Source organism: Chamaesiphon sp. OTE_20_metabat_361, from assembly GCF_031364565.1.
The window spans coordinates 1-25,750 of record NZ_JANLWO010000235.1 but is presented as its reverse complement, the minus strand read 5'-3'; the positions used below and the strand labels follow the sequence as shown (position 1 = coordinate 25,750).

22 protein-coding genes and 1 pseudogene are annotated in these 25,750 nt (G+C 47.6%); 15 read left to right on the top strand and 8 right to left on the bottom strand.

Annotated elements, in window-relative coordinates; translation table 11 throughout:
- The coding region (locus RMO35_RS06970; RefSeq protein WP_309739595.1) for a hypothetical protein at positions 1-216 on the bottom strand (216 nt) is incomplete at its 3' end.
- Positions 217-793: 577 nt separating this feature from the next.
- On the opposite strand from RMO35_RS06970, the gene RMO35_RS06965 reads away from it, so the two are divergent.
- The 7 genes from RMO35_RS06965 to RMO35_RS06935 all read left to right on the top strand — a co-directional run bounded on the left by RMO35_RS06965 (position 794) and on the right by RMO35_RS06935 (position 11,196).
- Positions 794-1,030 carry a hypothetical protein gene (locus tag RMO35_RS06965; protein ID WP_309739594.1) on the top strand — a complete coding sequence of 79 codons (237 nt, stop codon included), beginning with the start codon at positions 794-796 and terminating at the stop codon, positions 1,028-1,030.
- A gap of 450 nt (positions 1,031-1,480) precedes the next feature.
- A complete protein-coding gene (locus tag RMO35_RS06960; RefSeq protein ID WP_309739592.1) occupies positions 1,481-3,643 on the top strand; it encodes a catalase in 2,163 nt (720 codons plus the stop codon).
- Positions 3,644-3,973: 330 nt separating this feature from the next.
- Positions 3,974-4,588, top strand: coding sequence for a DUF2267 domain-containing protein (locus tag RMO35_RS06955; protein WP_309739591.1), 615 nt, complete (start codon positions 3,974-3,976; stop codon positions 4,586-4,588).
- Positions 4,589-4,702: 114 nt separating this feature from the next.
- Positions 4,703-4,900, top strand: coding sequence for a DUF2949 domain-containing protein (locus RMO35_RS06950; RefSeq protein WP_309739589.1), 198 nt, complete (start codon positions 4,703-4,705; stop codon positions 4,898-4,900).
- Between the two features lie 149 nt (positions 4,901-5,049).
- The gene (locus RMO35_RS06945; RefSeq protein WP_309739587.1) at positions 5,050-8,208 is read left to right on the top strand and encodes a PAS domain S-box protein; all 3,159 of its coding nucleotides are present in this window, start codon (positions 5,050-5,052) and stop codon (positions 8,206-8,208) included.
- 109 nt (positions 8,209-8,317) lie between these two features.
- Complete coding sequence (locus tag RMO35_RS06940) at positions 8,318-9,358, top strand: AI-2E family transporter (protein WP_309739584.1); 1,041 nt, start codon at positions 8,318-8,320, stop codon at positions 9,356-9,358.
- Positions 9,359-9,435: 77 nt separating this feature from the next.
- A complete protein-coding gene (locus tag RMO35_RS06935; RefSeq protein ID WP_309739582.1) occupies positions 9,436-11,196 on the top strand; it encodes a DUF389 domain-containing protein in 1,761 nt (586 codons plus the stop codon).
- A gap of 107 nt (positions 11,197-11,303) precedes the next feature.
- On the opposite strand, the gene RMO35_RS06930 is transcribed toward RMO35_RS06935, so the two are convergent.
- Positions 11,304-13,988: an MGH1-like glycoside hydrolase domain-containing protein gene (locus RMO35_RS06930; protein WP_309739580.1), complete on the bottom strand. Its 2,685-nt coding sequence runs from the start codon at positions 13,986-13,988 to the stop codon at positions 11,304-11,306.
- A 37-nt stretch (positions 13,989-14,025) separates the two neighbouring features.
- Positions 14,026-14,838 (bottom strand): glucose 1-dehydrogenase, encoded by an 813-nt coding sequence (locus tag RMO35_RS06925; protein WP_309739578.1) that lies wholly within the window; start codon positions 14,836-14,838, stop codon positions 14,026-14,028.
- Between the two features lie 181 nt (positions 14,839-15,019).
- Here RMO35_RS06925 and RMO35_RS06920 point away from each other — a divergent pair.
- From RMO35_RS06920 to RMO35_RS06895, 6 genes and pseudogenes are all read left to right on the top strand, one after another.
- Positions 15,020-15,154, top strand: a pseudogene (locus RMO35_RS06920) (DUF2254 family protein); the annotation flags it as partial.
- A gap of 5 nt (positions 15,155-15,159) precedes the next feature.
- Entirely contained in the window at positions 15,160-15,522 is a 363-nt protein-coding gene (locus RMO35_RS06915; RefSeq protein ID WP_309739596.1) for a TAXI family TRAP transporter solute-binding subunit, read from the top strand.
- Between the two features lie 177 nt (positions 15,523-15,699).
- Entirely contained in the window at positions 15,700-15,939 is a 240-nt protein-coding gene (locus RMO35_RS06910; protein ID WP_309739577.1) for a DUF2281 domain-containing protein, read from the top strand.
- Between the two features lie 3 nt (positions 15,940-15,942).
- Positions 15,943-16,332 carry a type II toxin-antitoxin system VapC family toxin gene (locus tag RMO35_RS06905; RefSeq protein WP_309739576.1) on the top strand — a complete coding sequence of 130 codons (390 nt, stop codon included), beginning with the start codon at positions 15,943-15,945 and terminating at the stop codon, positions 16,330-16,332.
- A 260-nt stretch (positions 16,333-16,592) separates the two neighbouring features.
- On the top strand, positions 16,593-16,760 hold the full coding sequence (locus RMO35_RS06900; protein ID WP_309739574.1) for a hypothetical protein: 168 nt from the start codon (positions 16,593-16,595) through the stop codon (positions 16,758-16,760).
- A 258-nt stretch (positions 16,761-17,018) separates the two neighbouring features.
- Positions 17,019-18,392, top strand: coding sequence for a mechanosensitive ion channel family protein (locus RMO35_RS06895; protein ID WP_309739573.1), 1,374 nt, complete (start codon positions 17,019-17,021; stop codon positions 18,390-18,392).
- 163 nt (positions 18,393-18,555) lie between these two features.
- On the opposite strand, the gene RMO35_RS06890 is transcribed toward RMO35_RS06895, so the two are convergent.
- The 4 genes from RMO35_RS06890 to RMO35_RS06875 form a co-directional block, all read right to left on the bottom strand.
- Entirely contained in the window at positions 18,556-19,548 is a 993-nt protein-coding gene (locus tag RMO35_RS06890) for a CAAD domain-containing protein (RefSeq protein ID WP_309739571.1), read from the bottom strand.
- Between the two features lie 316 nt (positions 19,549-19,864).
- Positions 19,865-21,373: a substrate-binding domain-containing protein gene (locus tag RMO35_RS06885; protein ID WP_309739570.1), complete on the bottom strand. Its 1,509-nt coding sequence runs from the start codon at positions 21,371-21,373 to the stop codon at positions 19,865-19,867.
- 132 nt (positions 21,374-21,505) lie between these two features.
- Entirely contained in the window at positions 21,506-21,940 is a 435-nt protein-coding gene (locus RMO35_RS06880; protein WP_309739569.1) for a CAAD domain-containing protein, read from the bottom strand.
- A 35-nt stretch (positions 21,941-21,975) separates the two neighbouring features.
- Positions 21,976-22,848: a DUF2382 domain-containing protein gene (locus RMO35_RS06875; RefSeq protein WP_309739567.1), complete on the bottom strand. Its 873-nt coding sequence runs from the start codon at positions 22,846-22,848 to the stop codon at positions 21,976-21,978.
- A 412-nt stretch (positions 22,849-23,260) separates the two neighbouring features.
- Here RMO35_RS06875 and RMO35_RS06870 point away from each other — a divergent pair, with 412 nt between their 5' ends.
- Positions 23,261-23,671, top strand: a complete 411-nt coding sequence (locus tag RMO35_RS06870) for a hypothetical protein (RefSeq protein ID WP_309739565.1) — start codon at positions 23,261-23,263, stop codon at positions 23,669-23,671.
- Between the two features lie 71 nt (positions 23,672-23,742).
- Here the strand turns inward: RMO35_RS06870 and RMO35_RS06865 are convergent, their stop codons facing one another.
- A complete protein-coding gene (locus RMO35_RS06865) occupies positions 23,743-25,194 on the bottom strand; it encodes a glycoside hydrolase family 13 protein (RefSeq protein WP_309739564.1) in 1,452 nt (483 codons plus the stop codon).
- Between the two features lie 367 nt (positions 25,195-25,561).
- Between RMO35_RS06865 and RMO35_RS06860 the strand changes: the two genes are divergently transcribed.
- Positions 25,562-25,750, top strand: a 189-nt coding sequence (locus RMO35_RS06860; RefSeq protein WP_309739561.1) for a hypothetical protein, incomplete at its 3' end; no start/stop codon positions are given.

Genomic DNA, 25,750 nt, shown 5'->3' with positions numbered 1-25,750 from the left:
TCGTCCGCCAGCAGGTCTAGTCTGAGCGTCAGCCCCATCTTTGGGCAGCGAATTACAACTAGTGAGCAATAGCGCTAACAGGGCGATCGATCCGACCCGAACGATCTTTACTTGCTGACCATAATTACCTTGGTGGCGGGCATTCATCAATCGCAAAGATGCAAGTAATCTTGCTAATAATATTGTTAAAAGGTCAATTGGATGAGTTGACTTCATCTGGACTATCTCCATAAAATATTAACAATGGCAGTTAGCTCCAGCTATCTCTCGATCGAGATATTTCTAGTCACATTGGCAAGGGTGCTTGTCTTCAGTCGTCAGCGGCAACCTAGGCGAATTTATCTAGCTCTCGACGTAAGTAGGTATTAATTTGTATAACGCTGTTACGGTTTGTCTAGATACACGCAAATTATATCAAATTATATCAATTTTAACTCTGGCAGATGAGTAAGCGATCGTAGCTTAAGTGCTGCCGCGCTAAAACCTGCACGATCGTCTATTCCTTACTGCTGTTCGAGGAGATCTCTACCGATCGACGGATGTGCAGAAATTTATCGGTATCTAACGTAATTAAATGTGGATGTAACTAAAAGTTTCAAAGCATTATTTTGCAATTGAATTAATTAGTTTATACCTAAAATTCTGGGCGAGCGTAACCAGGGAGCCGTGAATAATTTAGTTGTTTGAAGTATCTAATAACTAAATCTGGCAATCGCCCAGCCATAACTATCAGCTTGCACTGTAACGAGTCATTTTTCGACAAGATATTTACCTAACAACTTAGCGAGGAGTTATGAATAAAATCGGTTTAATGTTTGCAACAGTAGTAGGGATAGCCCTGTTAGCAAGTTCTTGCTCTCCATCTGGCTCTGGCACGGGTGGCTCGGGTACAGGCTCGGGTGGCAGTGGTACGACGGGTACAGATGGTACCAGCGGCACGGGTACGGGTACGAGTCCCACAACTAGTCCGACTACTACCCCGGGAGCGGGTACTAGCAGTCCATCGGTCAGCCCTTCACCTAAACCTTAGCAATCGAGTCCCGCGCCGAGCGAGCGATTGTTGTTACTACAGCACTGGGTAGAAATTAAAAATTGCCTGCATCGAAAAATGTGGCAGGGAGGTATCAATGGTACCTCCCTTAATTAGTTGCTCGAACTGGCGAATAGTTTGAGTATTATCGCATCCCAAATGCTCTCTAAATTTCCTAAATTTAGATGGCTAACGATGGCGACCTGTTGCTAAAAGATTACCTAATGTAGCACTAAAAAATGCAGCAGGGGATTCCAGATTGCCCGATCGCCTCGATCTCTACCTAAAGACAGAGCTTAAAAAATATTTGATTATTTAAATTGGTAAAGCGTGTTAATTATTTGTGTTTGCCAGCTTGATTTTCTTTCCCTCCATTCGTGTGAATCGCTCGCGCAAACAAAACTAGTCAGCTTACAACAATATTCTCTAACCGTACTCTTAAGAAACGCAATGAGCGAACAAAATCAGATCGACGAGCAAGCCAAGAATCAGAGCTTAGAAAACTATCGGACAGCTCCAGGCGAAAGACTAACGACCGATGAAGGTGTGCCATTGAGCAACACGGATGATTCGCTCAAAGCAGGCGGACGCGGGCCGACATTACTCGAAGATTTTCACTTTCAACAAAAGCTATCAGCATTCGATCGCGAACGGATTCCCGAGCGGGTAGTTCACGCGCGTGGTGCGGGCGCACATGGATACTTCCAGCCCTACGAAGCGATGTCTGAATTTACCAAGGCGAAATTTCTGGGAAATCCAGCAACTAAAACGCCAGTATTCGTCCGGTTCTCCACTGTCGGTGGTTCGCGCGGTTCGGCAGATAGCGTCCGCGATGTCCGGGGCTTTTCGGTCAAGTTTTACACCGAAGATGGTAACTACGATATCGTTGGCAACAATATCCCGGTGTTCTTTATTCAGGATGCGATTAAGTTTCCCGATCTCGTCCATTCGATCAAGCCCGAACCCAATAATGAAATCCCGCAGGCTTCCACCGCGCATCCGAATTTCTGGGACTTTATTTCGCTAGTGCCCGAATCGATGCACATGATTATGTGGGTTTTATCCGATCGGACCGTGCCCCGGAATTTTAGCACGATGCAGGGTTTTGGGATTCACACGTTCCGCTGGGTCAATGCCGAAGGTAAATCGCGGTTTGTTAAATACCACTGGAAGCCGCTGGCAGGCGTCCATTCCAACGTATTCGACGAAGCGCAAAAGATCGCAGGCAAAGACCCCGACTTCCATCGTCGGACGTTGTGGGACTCGATCGAAATGGGCAACTATCCAGAGTACGAGCTAGGCGTCCAGATTGTTGAAGAAGAAGACGAACACAAATTCGACTTCGATATTTTGGACTCTACCAAAATTATTCCCGAGGAACTCGTACCAGTCCGCCCGATCGGTAAAATGATACTCAACCGCAACCCTGACAACTTCTTTGCCGAAACCGAGCAAGTTGCTTATCAACCATCGAATGTAGTGCCAGGGATTGACTTCAGCGACGACCCCCTCTTGCAAGGTCGGTTGATGTCGTACCACGATACTCAGCTCCACCGCTTGGGTAGCCCCAACTTTGTCCATCTCCCCATCAACCGTCCCGTCTGCCCGTTTAGCAATAACAACCAAGACGGACGGATGCAGATGGATATCAAAACCAGCTCCGTCAACTACTCGCCCAACTCCCTCGGCGGCAATCTCCCCGCGCCAGTAGCTCCCGAGGATGGTGGTTTTGTTACCCATCCCGAACGCGTCGAAGGACACAAAGTTCGCGAACGTAGCCCCAGCTTTGCCGACCATTTTAGCCAAGCCACCCTGTTCTGGAACAGCCTTTCCACTGGCGAAAAAGATCGCCTCGTCGAAGCCGCTCACTTTGAACTGGGTAAAGTGCCCCAAATGGAAGTCAAAGAGCGGATGCTCCAACGGTTTAATCAAGTCGATGGCGAACTTGCCAAGCGCGTCGCCAAAGGTTTGGGAATGCCAGCTCCTACCGAGCCAGCTACACCCAACCACGGTCAAAGCTCCCCTGCATTGAGCCAAGAACACACCACCAAGACCGCCAAAGGTCGTAAAGTGGCAATTCTCGCCGCCGATGGTGTCGATGCCGCTCAAATCGCAACCATCAAGCAATCCCTGAGCGCGATGCACATCAGCTCGGAGCTAGTCTCCCTCTATGGCGGCTCGATCGTCAATAGCCAAGGTGGTAATATTGCAGTCGATAAGACCTTCTTGACTACCGCATCGGTACTGTATGATGCCATCTACGTCCCTGGTGGCGCTAAAAGCGTCGAAGCACTCACCGCCCACGGCGACCCCTTGAGCTTCATTCACGAAGCCTTCAAGCACTTCAAGCCGATGGCAGCAACTGGTGAGGGCGTCGATTTGATGATGCAATCCGATCTCAAGGGGATCGACTCCAGCCAAGTCAACGGCAAGATGAGCGCCCAGTTGGGTGTAGTCGCCAGCCGCGACACCTCGGAGATGGCAACCTTCGCCAAAACCTTTGTCGATGCGATTAAGGAGCACCGCTTCTGGACGCGTCCCGTCCCCGGTACCGCATCGGTCAAGGCAGCCGCCCAGAAGATGCTGATGGATAAAGAGCAAGTAGCTGTTTAGGCTTTAGGCTTTAGGCTTTAGGTTTTAGGGAATGAGTAGTGCGGGAGTTGGGTCGGAGATCTACCCTCCCCGCTTTTTGTAGAGGGGGATTGGTTGTGGGTGGCGCAGATCTACCCACCCCGCCCTACGGGCACCCCTCCGAGGAGGGGATTTTCCCACTCACCCATTACCCGTGACCCCTTATCCCTTACCCCTTACCCTCTCCAAAAAGATCTACCTTTTGACAGAGCGCAGCTCTAACTTCCGAAAGATGCCGATGTGTGTGAGTTTGCGTAAGCTATTTAGTAGCGATTAAACGCCGATCTAACATTCACAGCATAAAAAACAGTTATGGCAGATGAAACTTTACAAAAAGATCTACCACAGACAGCAGAACCAAAGGCAGTTAATGCTGATGAAACGTTGAAAAGAAATATTCCAGAAATCGATGCGACGGAGATCGAAGATCCTCGCGCAATCTTTGCCGATCGAGACCGTTCTTTCTTGGAATATGTTATGGCTGAAGGTGGCTTTGCCGATCCTTATGATGCTAGAGATTTTACGGAAGTTGTGTTTCGGATTATGCGCGATCTGATGACTACCGAAGCAGCCGATCGGGTAGCTGATGAATTGCACGAGCCAGCCATGCCAACAGATGAAAAAGCTCTGCAAATGGAAGTAACGGATCTGTGGAAAGACAGCAATCCAATTGTCGGATTTTTGAGTCGGGTACGTCCACCATGGCAAGGCCCTGGCATCTTCAAAATTGATTCTAGCCGCTTCTTTTTCCGAGCTGCTAATGAAGGTGGGTTAGAACGCGATCCTGTCAACAAAGATGCCGAACGCAAACATGCAGTTAAGGCGGTATTTACAGCTACAAAGCGGGAACTGACTCCCGAGCGCATTGCTGAAGTGGCGAGCTGGCTACCGACAGATGGCGTCCGCGAGCTTTGGGATGAAGCTTAGTTAGCAGCCATCGAGCCAATCAAATTTAACAATACACCAATATTGAGACAATACATAAATTGCTCGATATTGGTGTAAAAAAATATTAAAATAGCTAATAAATGTACGAGTGTTATGTCTAAGGAAAATATTCCCCAAATAGTTAATTTTCTGTGTCAAGATCTAAAATTACCAAATGATTCGGTGCAATTAGCACTCAAGCAAACTCAATCTGCTCGCGGCACGCTACCGATCGTCTTGTGGCAATATGGGTTAGTGACATTATCACAGTTAGACCGAATTTTTGAACTATTTGAATCATACAGTCACTAATCAAAAAGTATTGTTAGCTACCAGCTATTGGCGAGTTAGATTGTAATCGACAAATGACAATCGAGCGAGTATTTAAGTATTATCATTGATGACTCGAACCTGAAGGATATGTTAAATTAAGTAATGAGAATATCTTCACTCATGAGCTTATGAATGTAAATCCGCAGCAGGATTTAGTAGTTACAGCAATGCGATCGCAAAAATTGTTGGATCGCATTCCGCAATTGGCTTGGTTGATGACCGAGCGCGGGCAGATGGTCGCTGTCAATCGGCATTGGTGCGAATATGCCGGACACTGTGACCTCGCGGATGCTAAATTTTGGCAAGACGGGCATTCTGGTTCAGTCGCAAGTATTGGTGCGATCGCACCAGCCGTAACCTTAGTAGAACAATATCCTCGGAGCTTTGAGCACAGTTTGCACGTAGACGATCGCGATCGCTTTGCGCTAGCTTGGGAAGAGGCAAGAAGATGGCAGACGCCACTAGCAATCAAACTGCAATTTAAAGGCGTAGCTGAGTGGGAGTGGTTCGATCTGGAATTAGAGCCAGATGGCGATGCGTTGGGTCCGACCTGGATCGGTACGGCGACTCGATTGGGTGGGCAAGCTGTCATCCCCACGCGCCAATCGGCTCACTTTTTAGAAGCCTTGTTGGATTATGCTTCCGATGCGATCGTCGCTTGTGATGCAATGGGACGGTTGGTATTATTTAACCGCACGGCGCAGGAATTTCATGGCTTGCCGCCCGAACCACTGATGCCAGAGGAGTGGGCTAGATACTACGATCTCTATGATGGCGATGGCAGCAGGATTCTAACCAAAGCTGAAATCCCCCTATTTCGCGCGCTCCAAGGCGAAAAGGTCGTCGGGCAAGAAATGACGATTAAACCCAAACAGGGGCGAGCGAGGTCACTGGTGGCTAATGCCAGAGCGATTTACGATCGGAAAACTGGCGAAAAACTGGGGGCAGTCGCCTTGATGCGGGATATCACCGCTTACAAACAAGCGATGACTAAGCTCCAGCACAGCGAAAGCAAGTTTCGGGCGATCTTCGATGGTGTATTTCAATTCATTGGTCTGATCGAACCCGATGGCACGCTGATTGAAGTAAATCTTACTGCTTTGAAATTTGGCGGTATCCAGGCGGAAGATGCGATCGGGCGACGCTTCTGGGAGGTACCGGGCTGGGAGTTTTCGCCTGAGACACAGGTACAGTTGGGCAAATCGACCGCACAGGCGGCGCAGGGCGAATTCATTCGCTATGAAGTCGAATTGACCGGAGCGCAACAGCAGTTGATGCCGATCGACTTTTCGCTAACGCCGATTTTGAATCATCGGGGGGAGACGACGCTGATTATTGTCGAAGGACGCGATATCAGTGCCGTCAGACAAGCCCAAACCGACCGCCTCCGCGCCGAACTCTACACCGAACGCTTGTCGGTCGGGTTGCGGGTTGCCAAAGCCGCAGGTTGGACTTGGCAAGTGGGCACCCAAACGATATTTTGGACGCCAGAATTTGCAGCGTTATTTGACTACGAACCCGATCGCACGCAGATATCTTATCAAGACTGTCTCGATCGCATCCATCCCGACGATCTCGATCGCGTCATCGCCGAATTGCAAAAAACGATCGATGCAGAAATTCCCGAATATCGGTGTGAATACCGCATTGTCTGGCGGGATGGTCAAATTCGGTGGATCGATGGCGTCGGTCAATTGCAACGCGACGCCGCTGGAGTCACCACCATTTCGGGCTTAGTCTACGATATATCCCTTCGCAAGCAAAATGAAGCAGATCTCCATCGCAGTGAAGAATTTCTGCGCCAAGTACTCGAAAGCAATCAAGACTGTATCAAAGTCTTAGATTTAGATGGTCGGCTGCTGTATATGAATAACGGCGGTCGATCGCTGATGCAGATCGATGACTTTACCATGATTGCTAATTTCTCCTGGGGCACAATCTGGCAAGGTAACGAAACTGAAAATATCGAGCGGGCGATCGTTTCCGCTCGCGCTGGCAATATTAGTAAATTTGAAAGCTATTGTGCAACTTCCAAGGGCGTCCCTAAATGGTGGGAAGTAATTGCCGCACCGATCCTCGACAGCCAAGGTCATGTCGAACGAATTTTAGCAGTATCTCGCGATATTACCGAGCGCAAACAGATGGAGACCTCGCTCCAAGCTAGCGAAGAGCTATTTCGGCACACCTTCGAGTATACAGGCATCGGCTTTTGTCATGTCGCGCTCGATGGAACTTGGCTGCGGGTCAACCAAAAACTGTGTGAAATTGTCGGCTATACCCCAGCCGAACTAGCGACCACTACTTTTCAGGCAATTACCGAACCCGCAGACCTCGATGCGGATTTGGCGCAGGCCGCTCGATTAGTCGCGGGGGAGATTAGCGAGTACAGTATTGAAAAACGCTATATTCACAAGCAAGGACATCATGTGTGGGTATATCTGACTGTCTCCCTGATGAGAGAGAGCGAGGCTGATGGCACCATGGGCGCACCCCAGCATTTTCTGGGGGCAATCACCGATATTACCGCCCGCAAACAGTTAGAAAGCCTCAATCGCACCCAAACAGCCGAACTCCAACTGCTCAACGATTCGCTGATCTCGGCACAGCATCAGTTGAAAGAGCGCAACCAAGAACTCGATGCTTTCGTCTATATGGTGTCTCACGATCTCAAAGCTCCCTTGCGATCGATCGCCAATCTTTCCGAATGGATCGAAGAAGATCTAGGCGACCGCATTGAAGCAGACGACAGCCAACAGTTTGAACTATTGCGCCAACGCGTCAAACGGATGGATGCACTCATCGATGGACTATTGCGCTATTCACGAGTAGGCGCGCAGGAGTTGGAGTGCCAAACTGTGGATATTCACCAGCTCGTCACGGAAACGATCGATTCGCTAGCACCACCTGCGGAGTTTCGGATTGAGATCGTGGCTGCCCTGCCAACTCTCAACACCAAGCGGATTTTACTCGCTCAAATTTTTGCCAATCTCATCAGTAACGCCATCAAACACCACGATCGTGCCGATGGTAGAGTCGAAATTGAAGTAGTAGATTTGGGAGATCGGTATCGATTTGCGATCGCCGATGATGGCCCAGGCATTCCACCTGGAACCGCTCGTCAACGAATTTTCGAGATGTTTCAGACCCTTAAGCCCAGTGTATCCACTGAAAACACTGGGATCGGGTTAGCATTAGTCAAGAAAATTGTCGAAGGCGAAGGCGGTCAAATCTGGCTAGATCTCGATCGATCTGCTGGTGCTTGCTTCTGTTTTACCTGGCTCAAATAACCTACCAGATCTACATGAGTCAGCTAATAACATCAAACAAGATGTTTGTAGAAAGTCAAGTTGGCAGTCGATACCAAGGGAGCTAGGCATAACCAGCAGATCGTCAAATATGAGCCAACCAAAAGATCGGTCAATTTGGGACAACTTTACTAATACAAAGTTGATTCGCTACGTGTTGCTATTTGTACTGGGGTGGGCGATCGTCCAAGTCTTCACGTACTTTAGCGGAGTGATTATAATTTTTCTATTTGCGGCAATTATTGCGTTTTTACTGAATATTCCCGTTCGTTGGGTTAGCCGCATCATGCCACGGGGACTAGCAGTAATTTCAGTTTTTTTGCTGAGTTTATTACTTTTAGTGGGGATTGTCGCAACGCTGGGATCTGCGGCTTTTTCGCAAACACAGCAGTTAGTCGAGCAAGCACCGCAGTTATTAAATAGCGCGAGCGAATTCCTCGATCGATTCAGAGAATTTCTCCAGCGGCGGAATGTCAATATCGACATCACTCAGCTTCAAACTCAACTGCGGACTCAAATCCCTTACACGCTGGGGATGGGGTTTGCGACATTACAAGGCGTGCTGCTGAATTTAGTCGATCTGATTATCATCGCAGTTGTGGCTTTATTTATGCTGCTTGATGGTAAAAGATTGTGGGATCTGTTGCTGCGAATTTTTCCAGTTGAAATGCGCGATCGAGTGACGGAGACTGTGCGAAAAAGCCTGCTGGGATTTTTCTGGGGACGCTTTTTGATGTGTATTTTCTTTGGATTTTCGATCTATATTGTGTTCGTGTTGTTAGGGATTCCCTCGGCATTAGGATTGGCAACGATCGTCAGTTTATTTGACTTGATTCCAGGGGTTGGCGCAACGCTGGGGGTTAGCTTAGTATCGCTAATTGTTTTACCTCAAGGAGTTGGGACTGCACTGACTGTATTGGTAAGTTGCATTCTACTTCAGCAAGTTCAGGAAAATCTACTGATGCCACGCATCATGCAAGGGTCGATCGATCTGAATCCAGTGGTAATGTTTTTAGCATTACTTGTAGGTGCCAAAGTGGGAGGATTGGTTGGCATATTTTTGTCGATTCCGATCGCTGGGATCTTAATTAGTTTATTTGAAATTCGAGAAATGCAAGGAAAGCATGATTAGCCCCTACCTTTTGTCAAGGCGAAATCGATCGCTCAATTTGTTACCGTCCAAATGCCAATCATTTCTTAGAAAAGCTGATGAAAACTACCTCTAAACTAACTCGTTGGTTTGCCAAAAATTTGGGGGTAAACGCCGTTCGCAAGGAACAAGTTTACTTGGATTTAGCTCGATCTTTAACTCTAACTGACATCAACTATTGGCTCCAGGTGCTATTTGCGGCGGGGATTGCCACTCTGGGTCTAGTCTTAAATAGTCCCGCAGTCATCATCGGCGCAATGCTGATTTCACCGTTGATGGGGAGTATTTTGGCAAGTGGGCTAGCCTTGGCGACTGGCGATATTATTTTAGCAATTCGAGCGATTGTTAACCTCAGCTTGAGCTGTGGGCTGGCGATTGCTTTAGCATTTTTGGTGGTGTTGATTTTGCCAGCTAAGGAGATGACTAGCGAAATTATGGCGAGAACTCAGCCAAATTTGCTGGATTTGGTTATCGCCTTATTTTCGGGCGCGGTGGGTGCGGTGGCGATCTGCAAAGAGGCGAAAGGTGTTGTGACTTCTGTGCCGGGAGTTTCCATTGCTGTCGCCTTGATGCCGCCTTTATGTGTGGTCGGTTATGGGATCGGGACGGCATTGACGTTTAATGCTGAGACGGGATTTACAGTGGCGCTCGGCGGCGGACTGCTGTTTTTTACCAACTTGGTCGCTATTACTTTTATGGCAATGCTGGTGTTTTTAGCTTTGAATATCGATGCCAATCCCGTGCGGGAGGGAGTTCGAGCTTGGCAGACAACCGATCGAGAGAGCATTTGGGTACAGTCATTGCTAGATAAAATGCCTGCCTTTGGGCGATTGCAGCGTATTGGTGGTTTACCGAGTCGCCTATTGTTAATTGTGATGGTTATTTTGGCGATCTCGGTCCCGCTGAGTCGATCTTACGATCGACTGCGGAGTGAAATTAATTACAAGCAGCAGCAGAATCGCTTCCAAAGTGTCGCCACCGAGATCTGGCAAAAAAACTTTGCAGAATATCCAGGCGGCAAAACGCGATCGTACATCAGTCAACTCTCATTGTCGGAACGAGAGCGTGACTTAGCGACTCAACTGCAAGTAGTTACCAGCCAGATTTATACTGAAGCCGAACGATCTCGATACAAGCAACTATTAGCCGCGAAACTACAGCGACCCTCAGACACAATCGCCCTAAATCTGATTCAAATTCCCACCGCCGCTGGCGATCTATTTCAGAAATTTTCCCAAGCCACCCAGCCAGCACCACCGCCGACAACAGCTCAATTGCAGTCGAGTTTGTTGGCAAATGTCAAGCTGACGATCGAATCCTTGCGGCTACCGTCCCCCGCTCGATTGGTGAGTTATGCGGCCACTACCAGCCCTGTGGCACCGCTACAGATGCAGATTGTCTACTTGAGCGAACGCGAGATCGATCGCGATGGACAAGCAGTACTCGTCGAGGATATCCGCAGCCAATTAGATTATCCCACCGCCGAGGTGAGATTCGATCGACTTGCCCCCGTTGCGGCAACAGTCACTTTTGAGTCGAATGCAGCTCAAATCCCGCCCAGCCAAACGAAAATACTCGATCCGATCGGTCGGGTGGTGCAGGAAAATCCGACATTGCAAATCGAGCTACAATCTGGACAAACACCATCGGAAAATGAAACACTCGCCCAGGATCGATCTCTAGCCATTCAGAGCTATCTCCAAACTCGATGGCAAATTCCACTCGATCGTTATCCGGTGAAAACTGAGACGGCAACTACCCCTACCGTTCGAGTGAATATAGCAACCGCCTTGGCGGCTGGGACATTCAAAAATCCTTGAAACCCAGATCCCCGACTTCTTTGAGAAGTCGGGGATCTGTCCGCAGTACCGCCACCGATTGAAATCGGGGCTAGTGATGCAAAGTCCGCCTACGCGGACTAAGATATTTAGTCCGCGTAGGCGGACTTCGCACTACTAGCCGAGACTTTAGTCTCCAGGCACCGCCGATCCCGACCTGAAATCAACATTGCGACTAATCCCGTCCATCCTGTCTGATGACTTGCGCCGAGTCCCGCGCCAGTGTCACCATTAAAATACTCATAAAATAGCAATAAATCTTGCCACTGTGGATGTTGAAATATAGGATCGCGATCGTGAACTGGACGATCGGATCGATCGTCCGGTGCGAAAATACTAATCAAACGACGCGATAGCTCTGTTGCTACTTCGTCCAAGTTCATCCATTGTCCCGAACCCGTGGGACATTCGACTTGGAAATCATCGCCGACGTAGTTGTGAAATTTTTGCAATGATTCAATCAGGAGAAAATTCATCGGAAACCAAATCGGGCCGCGCCAGTTAGAATTGCCGCCAAACATGCCACTGGTAGATTCAGCGGGTTCATAGCTGACTTGGTGTCGTTGGCCATTAACATCAAACGTGTAGGGGTGTGCGGCATGAAATTTGGACACCGATCGAATCCCGTAAGGGCTGAGGAATTCCGACTCGTCGAGCAGCCGTTGTAAAATGGGTCGGAGTCTGTGGACTGGATTGACAATTGCCAACAAGTGCCGACCCAGATCGCCTGTAGTTGTCAAGGAAGCAATCTGACAGTGCAACTGCGGGCGGTTGGCGATAAACCATTCAAACCGCTGGCTAAAGCTCTTAAATCGATCGAGTGTGGCTGGTTCGAGAATTTCGACGGCAAATAGCGGTATCAACCCGACCATCGATCGCACTTTCAACCGATGCCAATTGCGATCGGGTAAACGCAACAGATCGTAATAAAACCGATCTTCCTCGTCCCACAAAGACATCTTATTTGTGCCAATATGGTTCATTGCATCCGCAATGTAGAGAAAATGCTCGAAAAATTTACTAGCAATATCTTCATAAGTTGGATTCGTTATTGCCAATTCTAAGGCGATCGTCAACATATTCAAACAATACATCCCCATCCAACTGGTAGCGTCGGATTGTTCGAGATATCCACCCGTCGGCAGTGCCGAGCTGCGATCGAAGATGCCAATGTTATCTAAACCCAGAAAGCCACCTTCAAACACATTATTGCCATTGACATCTTTTTGATTTACCCACCATGTAAAATTGAGCAGTAATTTCTGAAATACCCGCTCTAGGAAGTCAGTATCGGCGCGATCGTAAAGTGACTTTTCAATCTGATAAACGCGCCAGGTTGCCCAAGCATGAACGGGCGGATTGACATCGCCAAAATGCCACTCATAGGCGGGAATCTGTCCGTTCGGGTGCATGTACCATTCTCGTGTCAACCGATCTAATTGTCGCTTGGCAAAGTCGGGATCGATCGTCGCTAGCGGCAAGCAGTGAAACGCCAAATCCCAAGCGGCAAACCAGGGAAACTCCCACTTATCAGGCATCGAAATAATGTCATCGTTAAACAGATGAATCCAATTTGAATTGCGCGGATGGTGCCGCTGCGGCTGCTGTTGTGCCGGATCGCCCTGGAGCCAGTCTTCAACTACATAATGATAATACTGCTTCGTCCACAGCAGTCCCGCGAATGCCTGTCGTTGAATATTTCGCGCCTCAACAGAGATTGGATCGGGTGAGATCCGCTGATAAAATTCATCTGCTTCTTGCTGACGCAGTGCAAACACATCGGCAAATTCGGCGAAAGGTGTGGCTAAATCAGCACAGTTTGTCAATCGTAATTGGATCGTTTTTGATTGATGGGCATCCAGAGTTAGTTCATAATTAGCAGCGGCTTTGGTGCCGATCTGCTGGGGATTTATGGCTTCAGTTTGCCCATGCACAATATAATTATGAATGCCATCTTTGACGTAGGGTGATGAGTTTTGAGTACCAAATAATCGCTCGGAATTAGTCTCATTTTCGGTAAATAATAGGGCTGTGGATTGACAATACAGGTAGCGATCTCCCAAGGTGGGATGATTAGCGACGATGACATGATGCGAGTCACTACTATCGCGTTGCCGTAACTGCGGTTTGGGACTATTGAGATCCCACGACCAAGTATTCCGAAACCAGAGTGTTGGTAATAACTGGAGCGTACTCTGTTCCGCGCCGCGATTGATGGCGGTAATCTGAATCAGTATGTCTTCATCGGTGGCTTTGGCATACTCGATATAGACATCAAAATAGCGATCGTCATCAAAGATGCCCGTAGCTGCTAACTCAAACTCTGGATCGCCATAACTCCGCCGTTGGTTCTCCTGCACGAGTTGGGTATAAGGAAAAGCGGCGTGTGGATACTTGTAGAGATACTTCATATAGGCATGGCTGGGCGTGTTGTCGAGATAGAAGTAGTACTCCTTGACATCCTCGCCATGATTGCCTTCAGGGCCAGTCAAGCCAAATAGCCGCTCCTTGAGAATCGCGTCTGCGCCATTCCACAACGCGACCGCAAAACACAACCGTTGATGATTGTCAGAAATGCCAGCAATCCCATCTTCACCCCAACGATACGCCCGCGATCGAGCATGGTCGTGCGGAAAATGCTCCCAAGCGGCACCATCGGCACTATAATCTTCTCGAACGGTGCCCCACTGACGTTCGCTCAAGTATGGCCCCCATTTACGCCAATAGGCTTGGCGATCGCGATCGGCTTGCAGTCGGTTTTCTTCTGCGGTCATGATTAGGCTTTAGGTTTTAGGTTTTAGGCTTTAGGCTTTAGGCTGACCAGGATTCGCGAAAATCGGCGTAGAGGGTGAGTCCACCATCGATATACAGTGTTTGTCCGGTGATATAAGCCGCTTCATCGGAAACAAGAAATGCCACAGCCGCCGCCATCTCTTCCGACGTGCCAGCTCGTCCCATCGGAATATGGCTCTCGACCACAGCTTTTTTTTCTGGGTTATCGATCCAATCTTGGTTAATCGGTGTCACAGTGGCACCAGGCGCGATCGCGTTGACGCGAATCTGCCGATCGGCATATTCTAATGCCAGCGTTTTGGTGAGATTCCCCATCCCACCTTTACTAATCGAATAACTCAAATATGTAGGGCGCGGAATAATCTCATGAACGCTAGAAATATTGATAATACTGCCAGCTTTCTGCCTGGATAATAGATGTTTGATTGTTTCCCTCGCGCAGAGAAACGACCCCCGAAGATTGGTATCCAAGACTCGATCGAACTCATCTGCGGATAGCTCGTGTGACGGAGACTCTGTTTGAATTCCCGCATTATTAATCAGAATATCCAGACCCCCAAATCGATCGACAACCGTATTAATCAGCTCGATAACCTCATCTTCTTTAGATACATCACCCTGAACGATTAGCGATTTTACGCCACAATTTTCGACTTCTTGCCCACAAGCTTTCTCCATCGCCTGTTCTTCAGTTTCGGCGGCTTCTGCGGCATTTTTGCGGTAGTTGATGGCAACATTGCAACCTTCTTGAGCGAGTCGTATGGCGATCGCCTGACCGATCCCCGAACTCGCGCCAGTAATCAGGACATTTTTTCCGGTTAATCCTTTCATAAAAATATAAATGAGAGTTGGGAATTGCCGAATCTTACATTAGATGTATCACACTAATGGAACTATCTACATCTATTCAAAGGTAGAGGCTTGACATCAGTTTCTTTCTGACGATCGACACAGGAGTTGCCATTTACGATTCTAGCCGGAGCATTCGATCGGTAGATGTGTTTATAGTTAGGTAAATTTTGCAGTAAACCAACTGGTAGAGATTGCCGTACGCGCCTTTTCTCTAAGAATTAACGATTTGTTTACTGCTATCCGCTGCATCGACCAGTTGAGTGCTGCTCTATGTCATTTCGCCCAACAACAAATTAATTTATTCAAAAATTAGTTCGTGATGCTAAAGCTACGATCGTGCCCATCGATCGTGCCGCAGCACTAAAAATTCAATATCCAGAATTTGGATCGGCGATCCTACCCAAAGGTGTTTATCAAGGTAATACTGCTATTCCAGCACAAGATTTACCGACAATTTCCGTGCGCCGGATCTTGGTTGCCAATCATCGAGTTAGTACGGAAGCTATCTACGAACTGACGAAGACCATCTATGAAAACCGTCAGGTATTGATGAATAAAATGCCGCTAGCCAATGAAATCAGTCCACCTGATACCAATGGCGGATCGCTGTTGCCACTGCATCTAGGTGCCGCAAATTATTACAATCGATCGGATCGCCTTTGAGTCGCTTCAATCAATTCGCTTTACTTGGGATGCGACCATGTTGGCAATTAAAGAGCGTGAATCCTATCTGTTACGGAAATCAAATTCAGATAGTTGAGCAATCCGACAGTTTCCGCCAGTGGCTACCCCCGCCCAATCTAGACTAAAATAGGATCGATAGACAAAAAGACAGGCGACATGTCACAAACCAACGCAATCGAGAGTATTAATTCACTTCTCTTGCAGCTTCCCGAACCGCTTCAAGTCGAGGCATTGCACTATGTCGAGTATCTGACTTCCCGCCGTGTTGGCGTAGCCTTCCAGATTGGAAATCGCCCCGCAACCCCAAAACGCAATGGTTTTGGCATTCTCAAAGGTAAAGTCACGATCGCGTCGGACTTTGATGCACCCTTAGAAGAATTTGCCGATTACCAATAATCTATGAACCTGCTCATTGATAATACTCACATTTTGATTTGGTACATCGCTGGAAATCCTAGCCTGAAACCAGCGATGACCGATGTGCTAGAAGCGACTGAGAATAAACTCTCCATCAGTGTTGCCAGTCTTTGGGAAATTGCCATCAAAGTTGGTAAAGGCAAGCTCGATCTAGGCATTGAGTTCCATGAATTAGAAGGCATCCTGGATCGACTGAACATTCAAATTCTACCGATATTGTTCGGCGATCTCAACGTTCAGCGGACATTGCCCCTTCACCATACCGACCCCTTCGACAGGCTCACTATCTCCCAAGCAATTAACCAGAATTTAGTACTGATGAGTGCTGATTCAGCGTTTAGAAATTATCCGGTGCAGAATATCTGGTTATAACCGTAATGGGTAGTAGGATTAGATCGCTCCGTCCGTCAGCCGATCTAATCGCCTTAGTCTATGTCCTAACCGATGAAGTTGGCTGCATAACGCTCCGCCTCACTTCTCTAGTGACATAACGCTTCTCTACAATGTAAGTGTATCCTTAGTAACTTTATTGTGCAGACGAATAACGTGCATTGACTTTGGTTAAGTCGATCGCTTCTCTTGAATTCTTCGCTTTAATCGGCTCAGGGATTCTGGCTCAATTCCCAAATGCGATGCTAAATAGTGCTGCGGGATGCGTTGCAAAAGCTGGGGTTCGCGCTCCAAGAAATTTAGGTATCGTCGCTCAGGTGAATCCCGATAAAGGGAGAGCAGTCGATCTCGCAACTGAAAAGCCAAATCTTCCACTACAAGCCTCAGCAATTTTTGACCATCCGGCGTGATTTCCAGAATTTCGATTTTATTCAATTACCTACGGTACGCTACGCGAACGAGTAATCTATTTGTCCATCGAGATTAAGTCTAACAAAGTTGCCATACTTCAAACTCAATTGCTCCAAATATTTGTATTTACAAATTGACAATGGTACTGTTTTTTTAGATCTGCCTAAAGACAGATGACTAAATTTAGCAAACCAGATATATTTAAATAGATTAAATCGATCGCCACTGTGTGATGTTAATTTCTGGAACAGCCGATCGTGTCGAATATTTTTCAGCTCAAAATATCCACTAGCAGACAATTGAGTATCGATCGATCGAGATCGATCTTGATGACAATTATCTGTACGGGATTGCTGTTGGTGATGCCGATCGCAACAAAGGCGCAAGAGACTGCTCCAGCCAAAGCTCCCGCGACATCTGTGCCGATGGACGGGCTATATTTTGCCGATATTGTCGTGCGGGGACAAGTGGTTTTTCAGATTGGTAGTCTCTCAAATATCAGTGCTAGCGATCGCGCGGGGATTATCAATCGCCGGATTGTGAGTTTTTTGGCATCGGAGGTAGATCGATCGATTACCGTTCGGAATGACCCCCAGCGCGGGATTGCGACGCTCCAACTGAATAATCGAATTCTGATGACCGTTACCCAACAGGATGCCCAAGATTTTAATGTGGGCGTGGAAACATTGGCGCAGCAGTGGGCGACGGCACTCAATCGCGCATTTGACGAACCACCGTTGGCGATCGATGTCGGACAGCGGCTCTACAGTACGATCCGTCAGTTTCAGCGCGATGCGATCGACAGGTTGCCCGCAATTCTCGGCGCACTGCTGATTATTTTGCTAACCATGCTGCTGGCGATTACGACGAAACGGATTACATTGGCAGCTTCCGATCGCTGGGAAATCGACTACAACTCCAAAACGTTAGTGAGTCGGATCGTCTCTGGCATGATTTGGATCTTTGGATCGATCGTGGCTCTGAGCGTGTTGGGGATGGACTTTACAGCGCTAGTTGGTACGCTGGGAGTGACGAGTGTGGCGATCGGTTTTAGCCTGCGGGATATTTTAAGTAATTATTTCTCCGGCATTATTCTACTCGTAGCACGACCGTTTCAGGTGGGAGATCAGATTATCATTCAAGACTTTGAAGGCACGGTCAATTATATTCAACTGCGGGCAACTACGCTAGTTACTTACGACGGACGGATGATTTCGATTCCCAATCAACAGGTGTTTACTGCCACGATTATCAATAACACTGCCTCAGAATTTCGGCGCAGTTCCCTGACGATCGGGATTAACTACGATACAGACATCGGACAGGTCAAAGAGATTATCCACCAAGCGGCACTGACAGTCGAGAGTATCGTTGCCGATCCGCCGCTAGAAATCCTCGTCCGAGAACTGGCGGCAGGTGCTGTCAAAATCGAAGTCCGATTTTGGGTGAGTTCGCGGCGATTATCTTTTCTAGAGTCAACGTCCCAGGTAGCTCAATCGATTAAAGAAGCAATTAAAGCAGCAGGCATCGATCTGCCGAATGAAATTTATACTGTCCAGTTCAAAGATCCACCGCAGATATTCGATCCAGCCGCACAGCAATACCAACGCGATCGCTTACCACCAACCTAATCTATCGATGAAAACTAATCCAGCATTCACCGCCCGATCGAACCGAATTTCCAAGAAGATTAGTCCTCATAATCTCTGTTAAACCACAAGCCCGACTTTTTGAAAAAAGTCAGGCTTGTAATCGGATTAGTTGTCGGTGACGAGCGTCATGAATTGGAGATTACTAACGATCGCCCAAAACCTCAGCTTTAGTTTTGTTAAATTTTTCAACCAGCTTTTCGCGATCTTGCTCGCGAAGTAAGTAATTCCAAATAAACTTCACCACATAGAACAAACCAACAACTTTAAGTAATGGCGTGACTAAGGGGAGGTCGTCGATCGCATTAATGCCAGCAAATGCGAGTTTAGTTACCAAAAAAGCAAGGAAAATCAAACCGATGTTGATTAGCAGTTGGCGATTCTGGCTGAAGAATGCTGGAACGGCTGAAGTTACTTCATCAAAGATGCCAGGTGCTTCAGTTTGAATTGTTTCAAAAGTTTCTTTGGCAGCATCAGTTGTCGATTTAATGGCATCGACTGCATCATTGGCAGTTTCCTTAACAGCCTCAGTAGCATCAGCAACTGCTGCGACTGGATGATTAGCGGTTTCTTTAGCAGCATCAGTTGTCGATTCGGCTGCCTCGATTACAGTTTCTTTAGCAGTAGCAGTTGTCGATCGAACCGCCGCGATCGCCTCTTCAGTCGTAGGCATATCTTCAGAACCGTTCGTAGCCTCATCAAAATTCAGCTTTGGCTCAGATCCAGAAGTATCTGCTAGTGCGATCGGTGCGAGTAATACATCGCTGGCGGAGATTGGGTCTGCTGAAGTATCTACTTGGGCGAGATCCAGCTTTGGCTCAGATCCAGAAGTATCTGCTAGTGCGATCGGTGCGAGTAATACATCACTGGCGGCGATCGGGTCTGCTGAAGTGTCTACTGGAGCGGCGACAACTGCATGTTCCTCGGCAATAATAATCGGCGGTTCGTCGTAATTAATCGCGGTTGCCGACGGAATATCGATCTCGGGCGATTCGCTCATCGTCGGAGCCTCGGATGTATCGGTAGCTGCTAATTCACCATCATTGGGATTAGCATTATCTTGAGCTTTGGCTTTGCTTTCTTCTTCGGCGTACTCGTCGAGCCGCATAAGTTCATGTAATGCAATATCATACTTCATGATAGATAATCCAATTATAAAAATAAATAGTAAAAGTTGAAGTAAATAATGAATTATTCACGGTAGAATAGGTTGGTAAAAATAACATAAGTGTCATCAGCACTCAGTCATCGATCGGCAATGGATTCACTACTTATTCAACTTGTATATATCATGTTAAATTCCTCTCGCTCTGGCGGCATCATTCAATCTACCGATCTATTATCAATCATTAGATAGAGAACAAATCGCGATTGTCTAAGCTCCATGCAGACAATAAAATTCCCAACCTGCATCCACAAGTCGGGAATCTCAAGTTTGGTGTTACTAGACTGCTTTAGTTACGATCGGGATGCCGCTCTGGCTGGGGGTCGCGCTCGGGATGTGGTAGCGGCTGGGTGCTGACATCGATCTCTTCATGACGCAGCGTATCTTGAGCAGTTGCTGTTTCGAGAGCGATTTGTTTGGTAATCGCCACTTCTTCCCGCACGAAAGCTTCCTTGTGAATCTCGGGCACTTGCTCGTAGGTTTCCATCCGCACCTGTCCGTCGCCAAACTGGACATCTTCGACAGGAATTGCGGCACGATCGATCGATGCGAGTCGCTCGATCTGGATGCGTTCGCGCTCTACGGGAATGGCAATTTCCACTCCTTCAGTCTCGATCCGCTTATTAATTGCTACACCGCCGACTTTTTGCCGCGTTTTGTCTGCAATCAAGCGTTCTTCATAGAGTTTGATGGGTTCGTCCGCCGCGACTGGGGGAACTGGGGCTGGCACCACTGGCACTACTGGCACGACCGCAGCGGCTGGAGGAACTGGGGCTGGCACTACTGGTGCGACTGGGGCGATCCTGGGTGTGACGAGTGCCACTGGTGCTGCTGGTCGTGGTCTGAGCGCCCACCACAACAAGCCACCTAATAAGGGAAATAGTAGCAATAGCCACGGGAAGTCATTATCTGTCGTCGATCGAGTGACTGTGGTCGTAGAGGTGGTTTCAACTGGCGCTGGGGCGGCTTCGGGAATGCTAGCAGCGGCTGCGGTACCGCCCAGGAAGGCAGCAACAGCCGGACGCGGGGTACCCGCCTTGTAAACGTAAGCTAGCGGCTGCGAGAAGGGATAGCGAGGGTCGCGGGGGAGTGTCTTGTGCATGGGGACAATCCGAATCCCAGGAATATTGTCGATCGCATCAGAAACTGTATAGGTGATGCCTCTAGAGCCGAGTTGCTCGATCGCACTTTCGATCGTATCGTCAGCTACTTTGATGGCATTGGGAGTAGCGACGAAGGGAGCTTGCTTGAATACGGCATAATTCTGAAGCGCCAGCCGCGTATCATTGGTATCGGGTCGATCGACTAGTTGAATGCGTCCGGGAGGTGCGCCGAGTTCCGACCAATCTTTGATTTCACCTCGAAAGATTTTGGCAAATTGCTCGAAAGTCAAGTTGCTAGTAAATCGATTTGCCGCACCGACAATAATCGCAATTTTCTGACGTTTTTGCGGGACGGCGACTAAACCCTGTTGTTGCTCTCGCTCTGTGAGCGGACGCCCGATGGCGGCTAAGTCGGCGGTACCATCGAGTACGGATTTGAGCGCAGCATCGGCACCATTATAGCGGGTAGTAATCTGGGCATCGGGCGAACTTTGTTTGATTTGCGCGATCCGATTATTATTAGTTACTTTCATACTGCTCGATCCTTCGATCCGCACCGTATTGGTAGTGGGAGCAGTTGAAGTCGCATCGGTAGCTACTTGAGCTACGGCGGAATTGGCAAAGATCGGCATTGCTCCCAAGCTCAAAATCGCATACAGAGCGATCGCGGCTGAGGATGTTTTAGCTGCGTTCATAGCTAGTTTAAATAATTTAAAAAGATGAAATAATCGATCGAGAATGTGTATAGAGACTAGATATCCAGTCAGTAATAAGTTTGCTGACTGGACAATCTAATCTAAGATGTCGTTTAAATTTTTGGATAACTACTAGTTACGATTGCCTAGAATTTCGGCTTTAGTACGGTTGACTGATTCCATCAATTCGCGTCGATCGTGTTCGCGAATCAAGTAACGCCAGATAAACTGTCCGACATAATACAAGCCGACAAGCTTCAGGATTGGTGCTACTAATGGCAGTCCATCGATCGCATTCAATCCCGCAAATAATAGATCGAGCGCGATGATGCCCAAGTAAATCAAACCTAGCGTTGTTAATAGCTGTTGGTTATCTTTAAAGAAGCGTGAGATGTAAATAGAAGCATTCTCAAAAAATGCTTTATTCTTGGTTTGGATCGACACCCACAATTCTCGATTGGAATCAGTTGCTGACTCTAAGGCTTCTGGATTGGGATTGGGTTCGGGTGGATTGGGAGTCTCTACAGTATTACCGTAGGCGTCGGTTTGGATGATTTCAAGTGTCATAGTGATGCTCCTGATTAGTGGAAATTAACGTTGACTTAAGTTTTGTTTTCGACGACGGGATGACCCTCGACGTTAACATCTAATTCTTCACGGCGAAGTTGCTCTTGCGCGGTGACGGTTTCCGTCTCGACAACCTTGCTAACGCGAACTTCTTCACGAACGAAGGCTTCTTTGTGAAATTCGGGAACTTCTTCATAAACTTCCATCCGGGCAACTTCTCCAGCTTGGAAATTAGTCTCGCTTGGCGTAACTACCGCTTGAGCATTTCCAGGTATCCGCTCGATCGTAATCCGCTCTTTTTCCACAGGTACCGAAGCAGTTGCCGTTTCAGTTTCGACATGTTTGCCGATGATGGCTTCGCCACTCTTTTGCCGAGTCGTACTCGTCACTAGTCGCTCTTCGTACAGCTTGAGACTCGAATGATCGCGATCGTTGAGCGTATACAGATCTGGTTCGCGATCGTAAGTATAATTGCTGCGATCGTGAGTACCAGTCGCCACTGGAGTCATCGTTTCGGTACCTGTTGCGGGGGGACGATCCTGCTGCATTGACATTTTTGCATCCCGGTAGACACCGCGTACCTGCTCTTCATGCTCGTAATCGATCGTCAGATCGTTGGTAAATTCGGGTAAGGTTTCTACTTGTTTTTTAGTCAGATCTTGAGCATAGATCCGCGTCCCGTCTTTATCGACATGAGCGCGACCGATCGGTAATAATACCTTTTTACCCATAATCCACGAACCAGTACTAATCACCAAATAGCGAAACTGTCCGCCATCATCTACTAACACATCATCGACACTACCAATTTTTTCATTAGCTGCATACAAATCTAGTCCTTTAATATCTCGACCACCAAAGTGTTTTTTGTAATCTGGATTGAAGTCTGCGATTTTATGGAGCGCCATATGATTTTACCCGGGACTTAAATTACTTAAAGCTGTTATTCATTCACTTTACAAGTGCTACTTATATTCTTTGTCCCTCGATCTATGTATCTAGCTAATTCCATTAGATAGAGAACGAAATCTGTCAGTTTTTATTTTTGCTCAAATTAAAACTAAACACGATTATTTGGTTGAATTACTCGACTCGATCGCACATCCAGAATCGATTCCAAATCGGCGCAGATGTATAGCTAGCAGCAATCTCCACCCAAGATTACTCATCTCCAGCTAAAATAAAGACACCCTTCCTAGTAACAGCGACTGAGATAGTTGGAGAGTCAAACGAGATCGATCGACTTTGCAACTTATTTGCCATCAGCCAAATAAGTTGCAGTTCTGCTCTCATCTAGCTAGTCTCACATTAGAAAATAGTATGTCTGAAGAACGTTTCGATCGCCTTGAAAATCAGTTATCACAAGTCATCCAGGCGCTTGGTACCATGCAGCAAAGTATGAGTACCATGCAGCAAAATATGGCGGGTATCGAGCAACGAGTTACTGGTATCGAGCAGCAAGTTACAGGTATCGAGCAACGAGTTACAGGTATCGAGCAGCGAGTCGCCAGTATGGAGCAAAATATAAACGCTGCGCGTGAAGACATTACCAGTCTGCGATTTCGGATCGATAGTGTCGAAGGTGCCGTGACTGTGGTGATTCGGAATACCTTTGTCGCTCAACAGAATTTTATAGACGAGCTAAACCTCGATTTGAGTATTAATGAACGCAAAACTCGACGGTTAGCGCGGCGAGTGGCGCGACTAGAACGTCAAGATCTGGATGATTAAATTATTACGGCGATCGATTAATTTTTAGCACCAATGAAAATTGGTGCTTTTTTAGGCGTGACGATCGAAACTCAAGCCACGATACAACCGCTGCGGGGATTTAGATCGATCTTGAATGTATTCCCACTACTTTGTGCTAGTTTAGCAGTCCCAAATAATTGTTTGGATTGAATATTGATGCCTAACTCGGCGAGATCGAGGCTGAGTGTTTCTGACTCGGTACTGGTATTGACAGCAACTAAGATTTCGACATCGGCTAACGTGCGAACGAAGGCGTAAACCTCGCCCCGAGCATAGATCGTGCGGTAGGTACCAGTGCGCAACGCCGGATAGGCATGACGGATCGCAATTAGTCGCCGATGATACTCAAGTAATTCGCGATCCCAATCAGACTCAGCCGGGAACCCGCGCCGGGAGTCTGGATCGAGCGCACCTGCCAAACCGACTTCATCCCCATAGTAAATACTCGCCGCACCGGGAAAAGTCAGTAATAATAACGTCGATAGTTCGACACTAGCACGATCGCCGTGCGCGATCGAGAGCAGCCGCGCGGTATCGTGACTAGCTAACAAATTTAACTGCGTCAGTTGAATTTCCCAGGGATATAAATCCAGCAATGCCTGAATTTTGGTGGCATAATCGGGGGCTAATAGCGCCGGGTAGGGGTCATAACTGGGATTGCGAACATAATCCATCTCCACGCGATTTCCGGCGGTAAAGGCGATCGTCGGGGCAGTAAACAGGTAATTCATCACGCCATCAAACTGGGTACCATCGAGCCAATGTCGGGCATCTTGCCAAATTTCGCCGACGATATACGCTTCGGGATTAACGGCTTTGACGCGATCGCGAAATTCTTGCCAGAATCCCGGTGTAGTAATTTCAAATGGAACATCCAATCGCCAGCCATCGACACCCATTTCAATCCAGTATTCGGCAATCTCCATGATGTATTCTTTGACATCGGGATTGTCATGATTGAAGACGGGCAAAGCGCGATTGTTTACCCACCCTTCATAGTTAGCTGGAAGGTTGCCATCGTAGGCAGAGAGCGGCCAATCGTGGATTTTAAACCAATCTAGCCAGGGTGAGTTGGGGCCATTTTCCAGAATATCATTGAAGAAGTAAAATCCCCGACTTGCATGATTGAAAACGCCATCGAGGACTATTTTAATATCGCGCTGATGCGCTTGTTCGAGGAGTAGTTTAAAGGCTTTGTTACCACCAAGAATCGGATCGACTTGATAATAATCGTGGGTATGATAGCGGTGATTGCAAGTGGACTGAAAAATCGGCGTAAAGTAAATCGCATTAATGCCTAAATCTTGCAGGTAATCTAATTTTTCGATAACGCCCCATAAGTCACCACCTTTGTAACCTTGCATGGTAGGTGGTGCTTGCCATTCTCCCCAAGTTGGATTTTTTAACAGACACGATTGCGGTTGTTTGCCGATCGCAAATCGATCGGGAAATATTTGATAAAAGACGGCATGTTTAACCCATTCTGGTGTGTGAATTTGCATAGGGGAGATGGGAGGTGGGAGTTGGGAGTTAGGAGATGGAGTGTGGGGGAGTTGGGGAGAGGGGGGGACGGGGAGACGGGGAGCGATGAATGTCGTAATTACCTTTTACCTTTTACCTTTTACCTCTTACCCTTTACCCTTTACCCTTTACCCTTTACCTAACCTAATAACATCTGTCACAGTAATTCAACAAATTTTTCTGACATGTACCTTTTGGGATAGAACCAGGATCTTGTGTCTCTCCCATAGGGAAGTTGGCGACTGGTAGCGATCGGCGGTTGAATAGAGGCTATTGGCTGAGCAAAATTTACCATGAGGACTCCAGCCATTTTTAATTATTTTATTTTGACATCTATAGGAGAAAGCGATGTTGGTAATTAGGTCACTTTTTCTGAGTCATCCAGACCGTCTGCTGGCTCAAGTCGAAACTATTCGCGAGACGGCGGTTGCTTTTGCGGCACCTCAGTTCTTAACCGCTTTGATTGCTGGTTTATTTTTGACGTTTGGATTTCAGATGTTGCTGACAAATTTGTCGGTGGCGACGGGGATTTCGGTC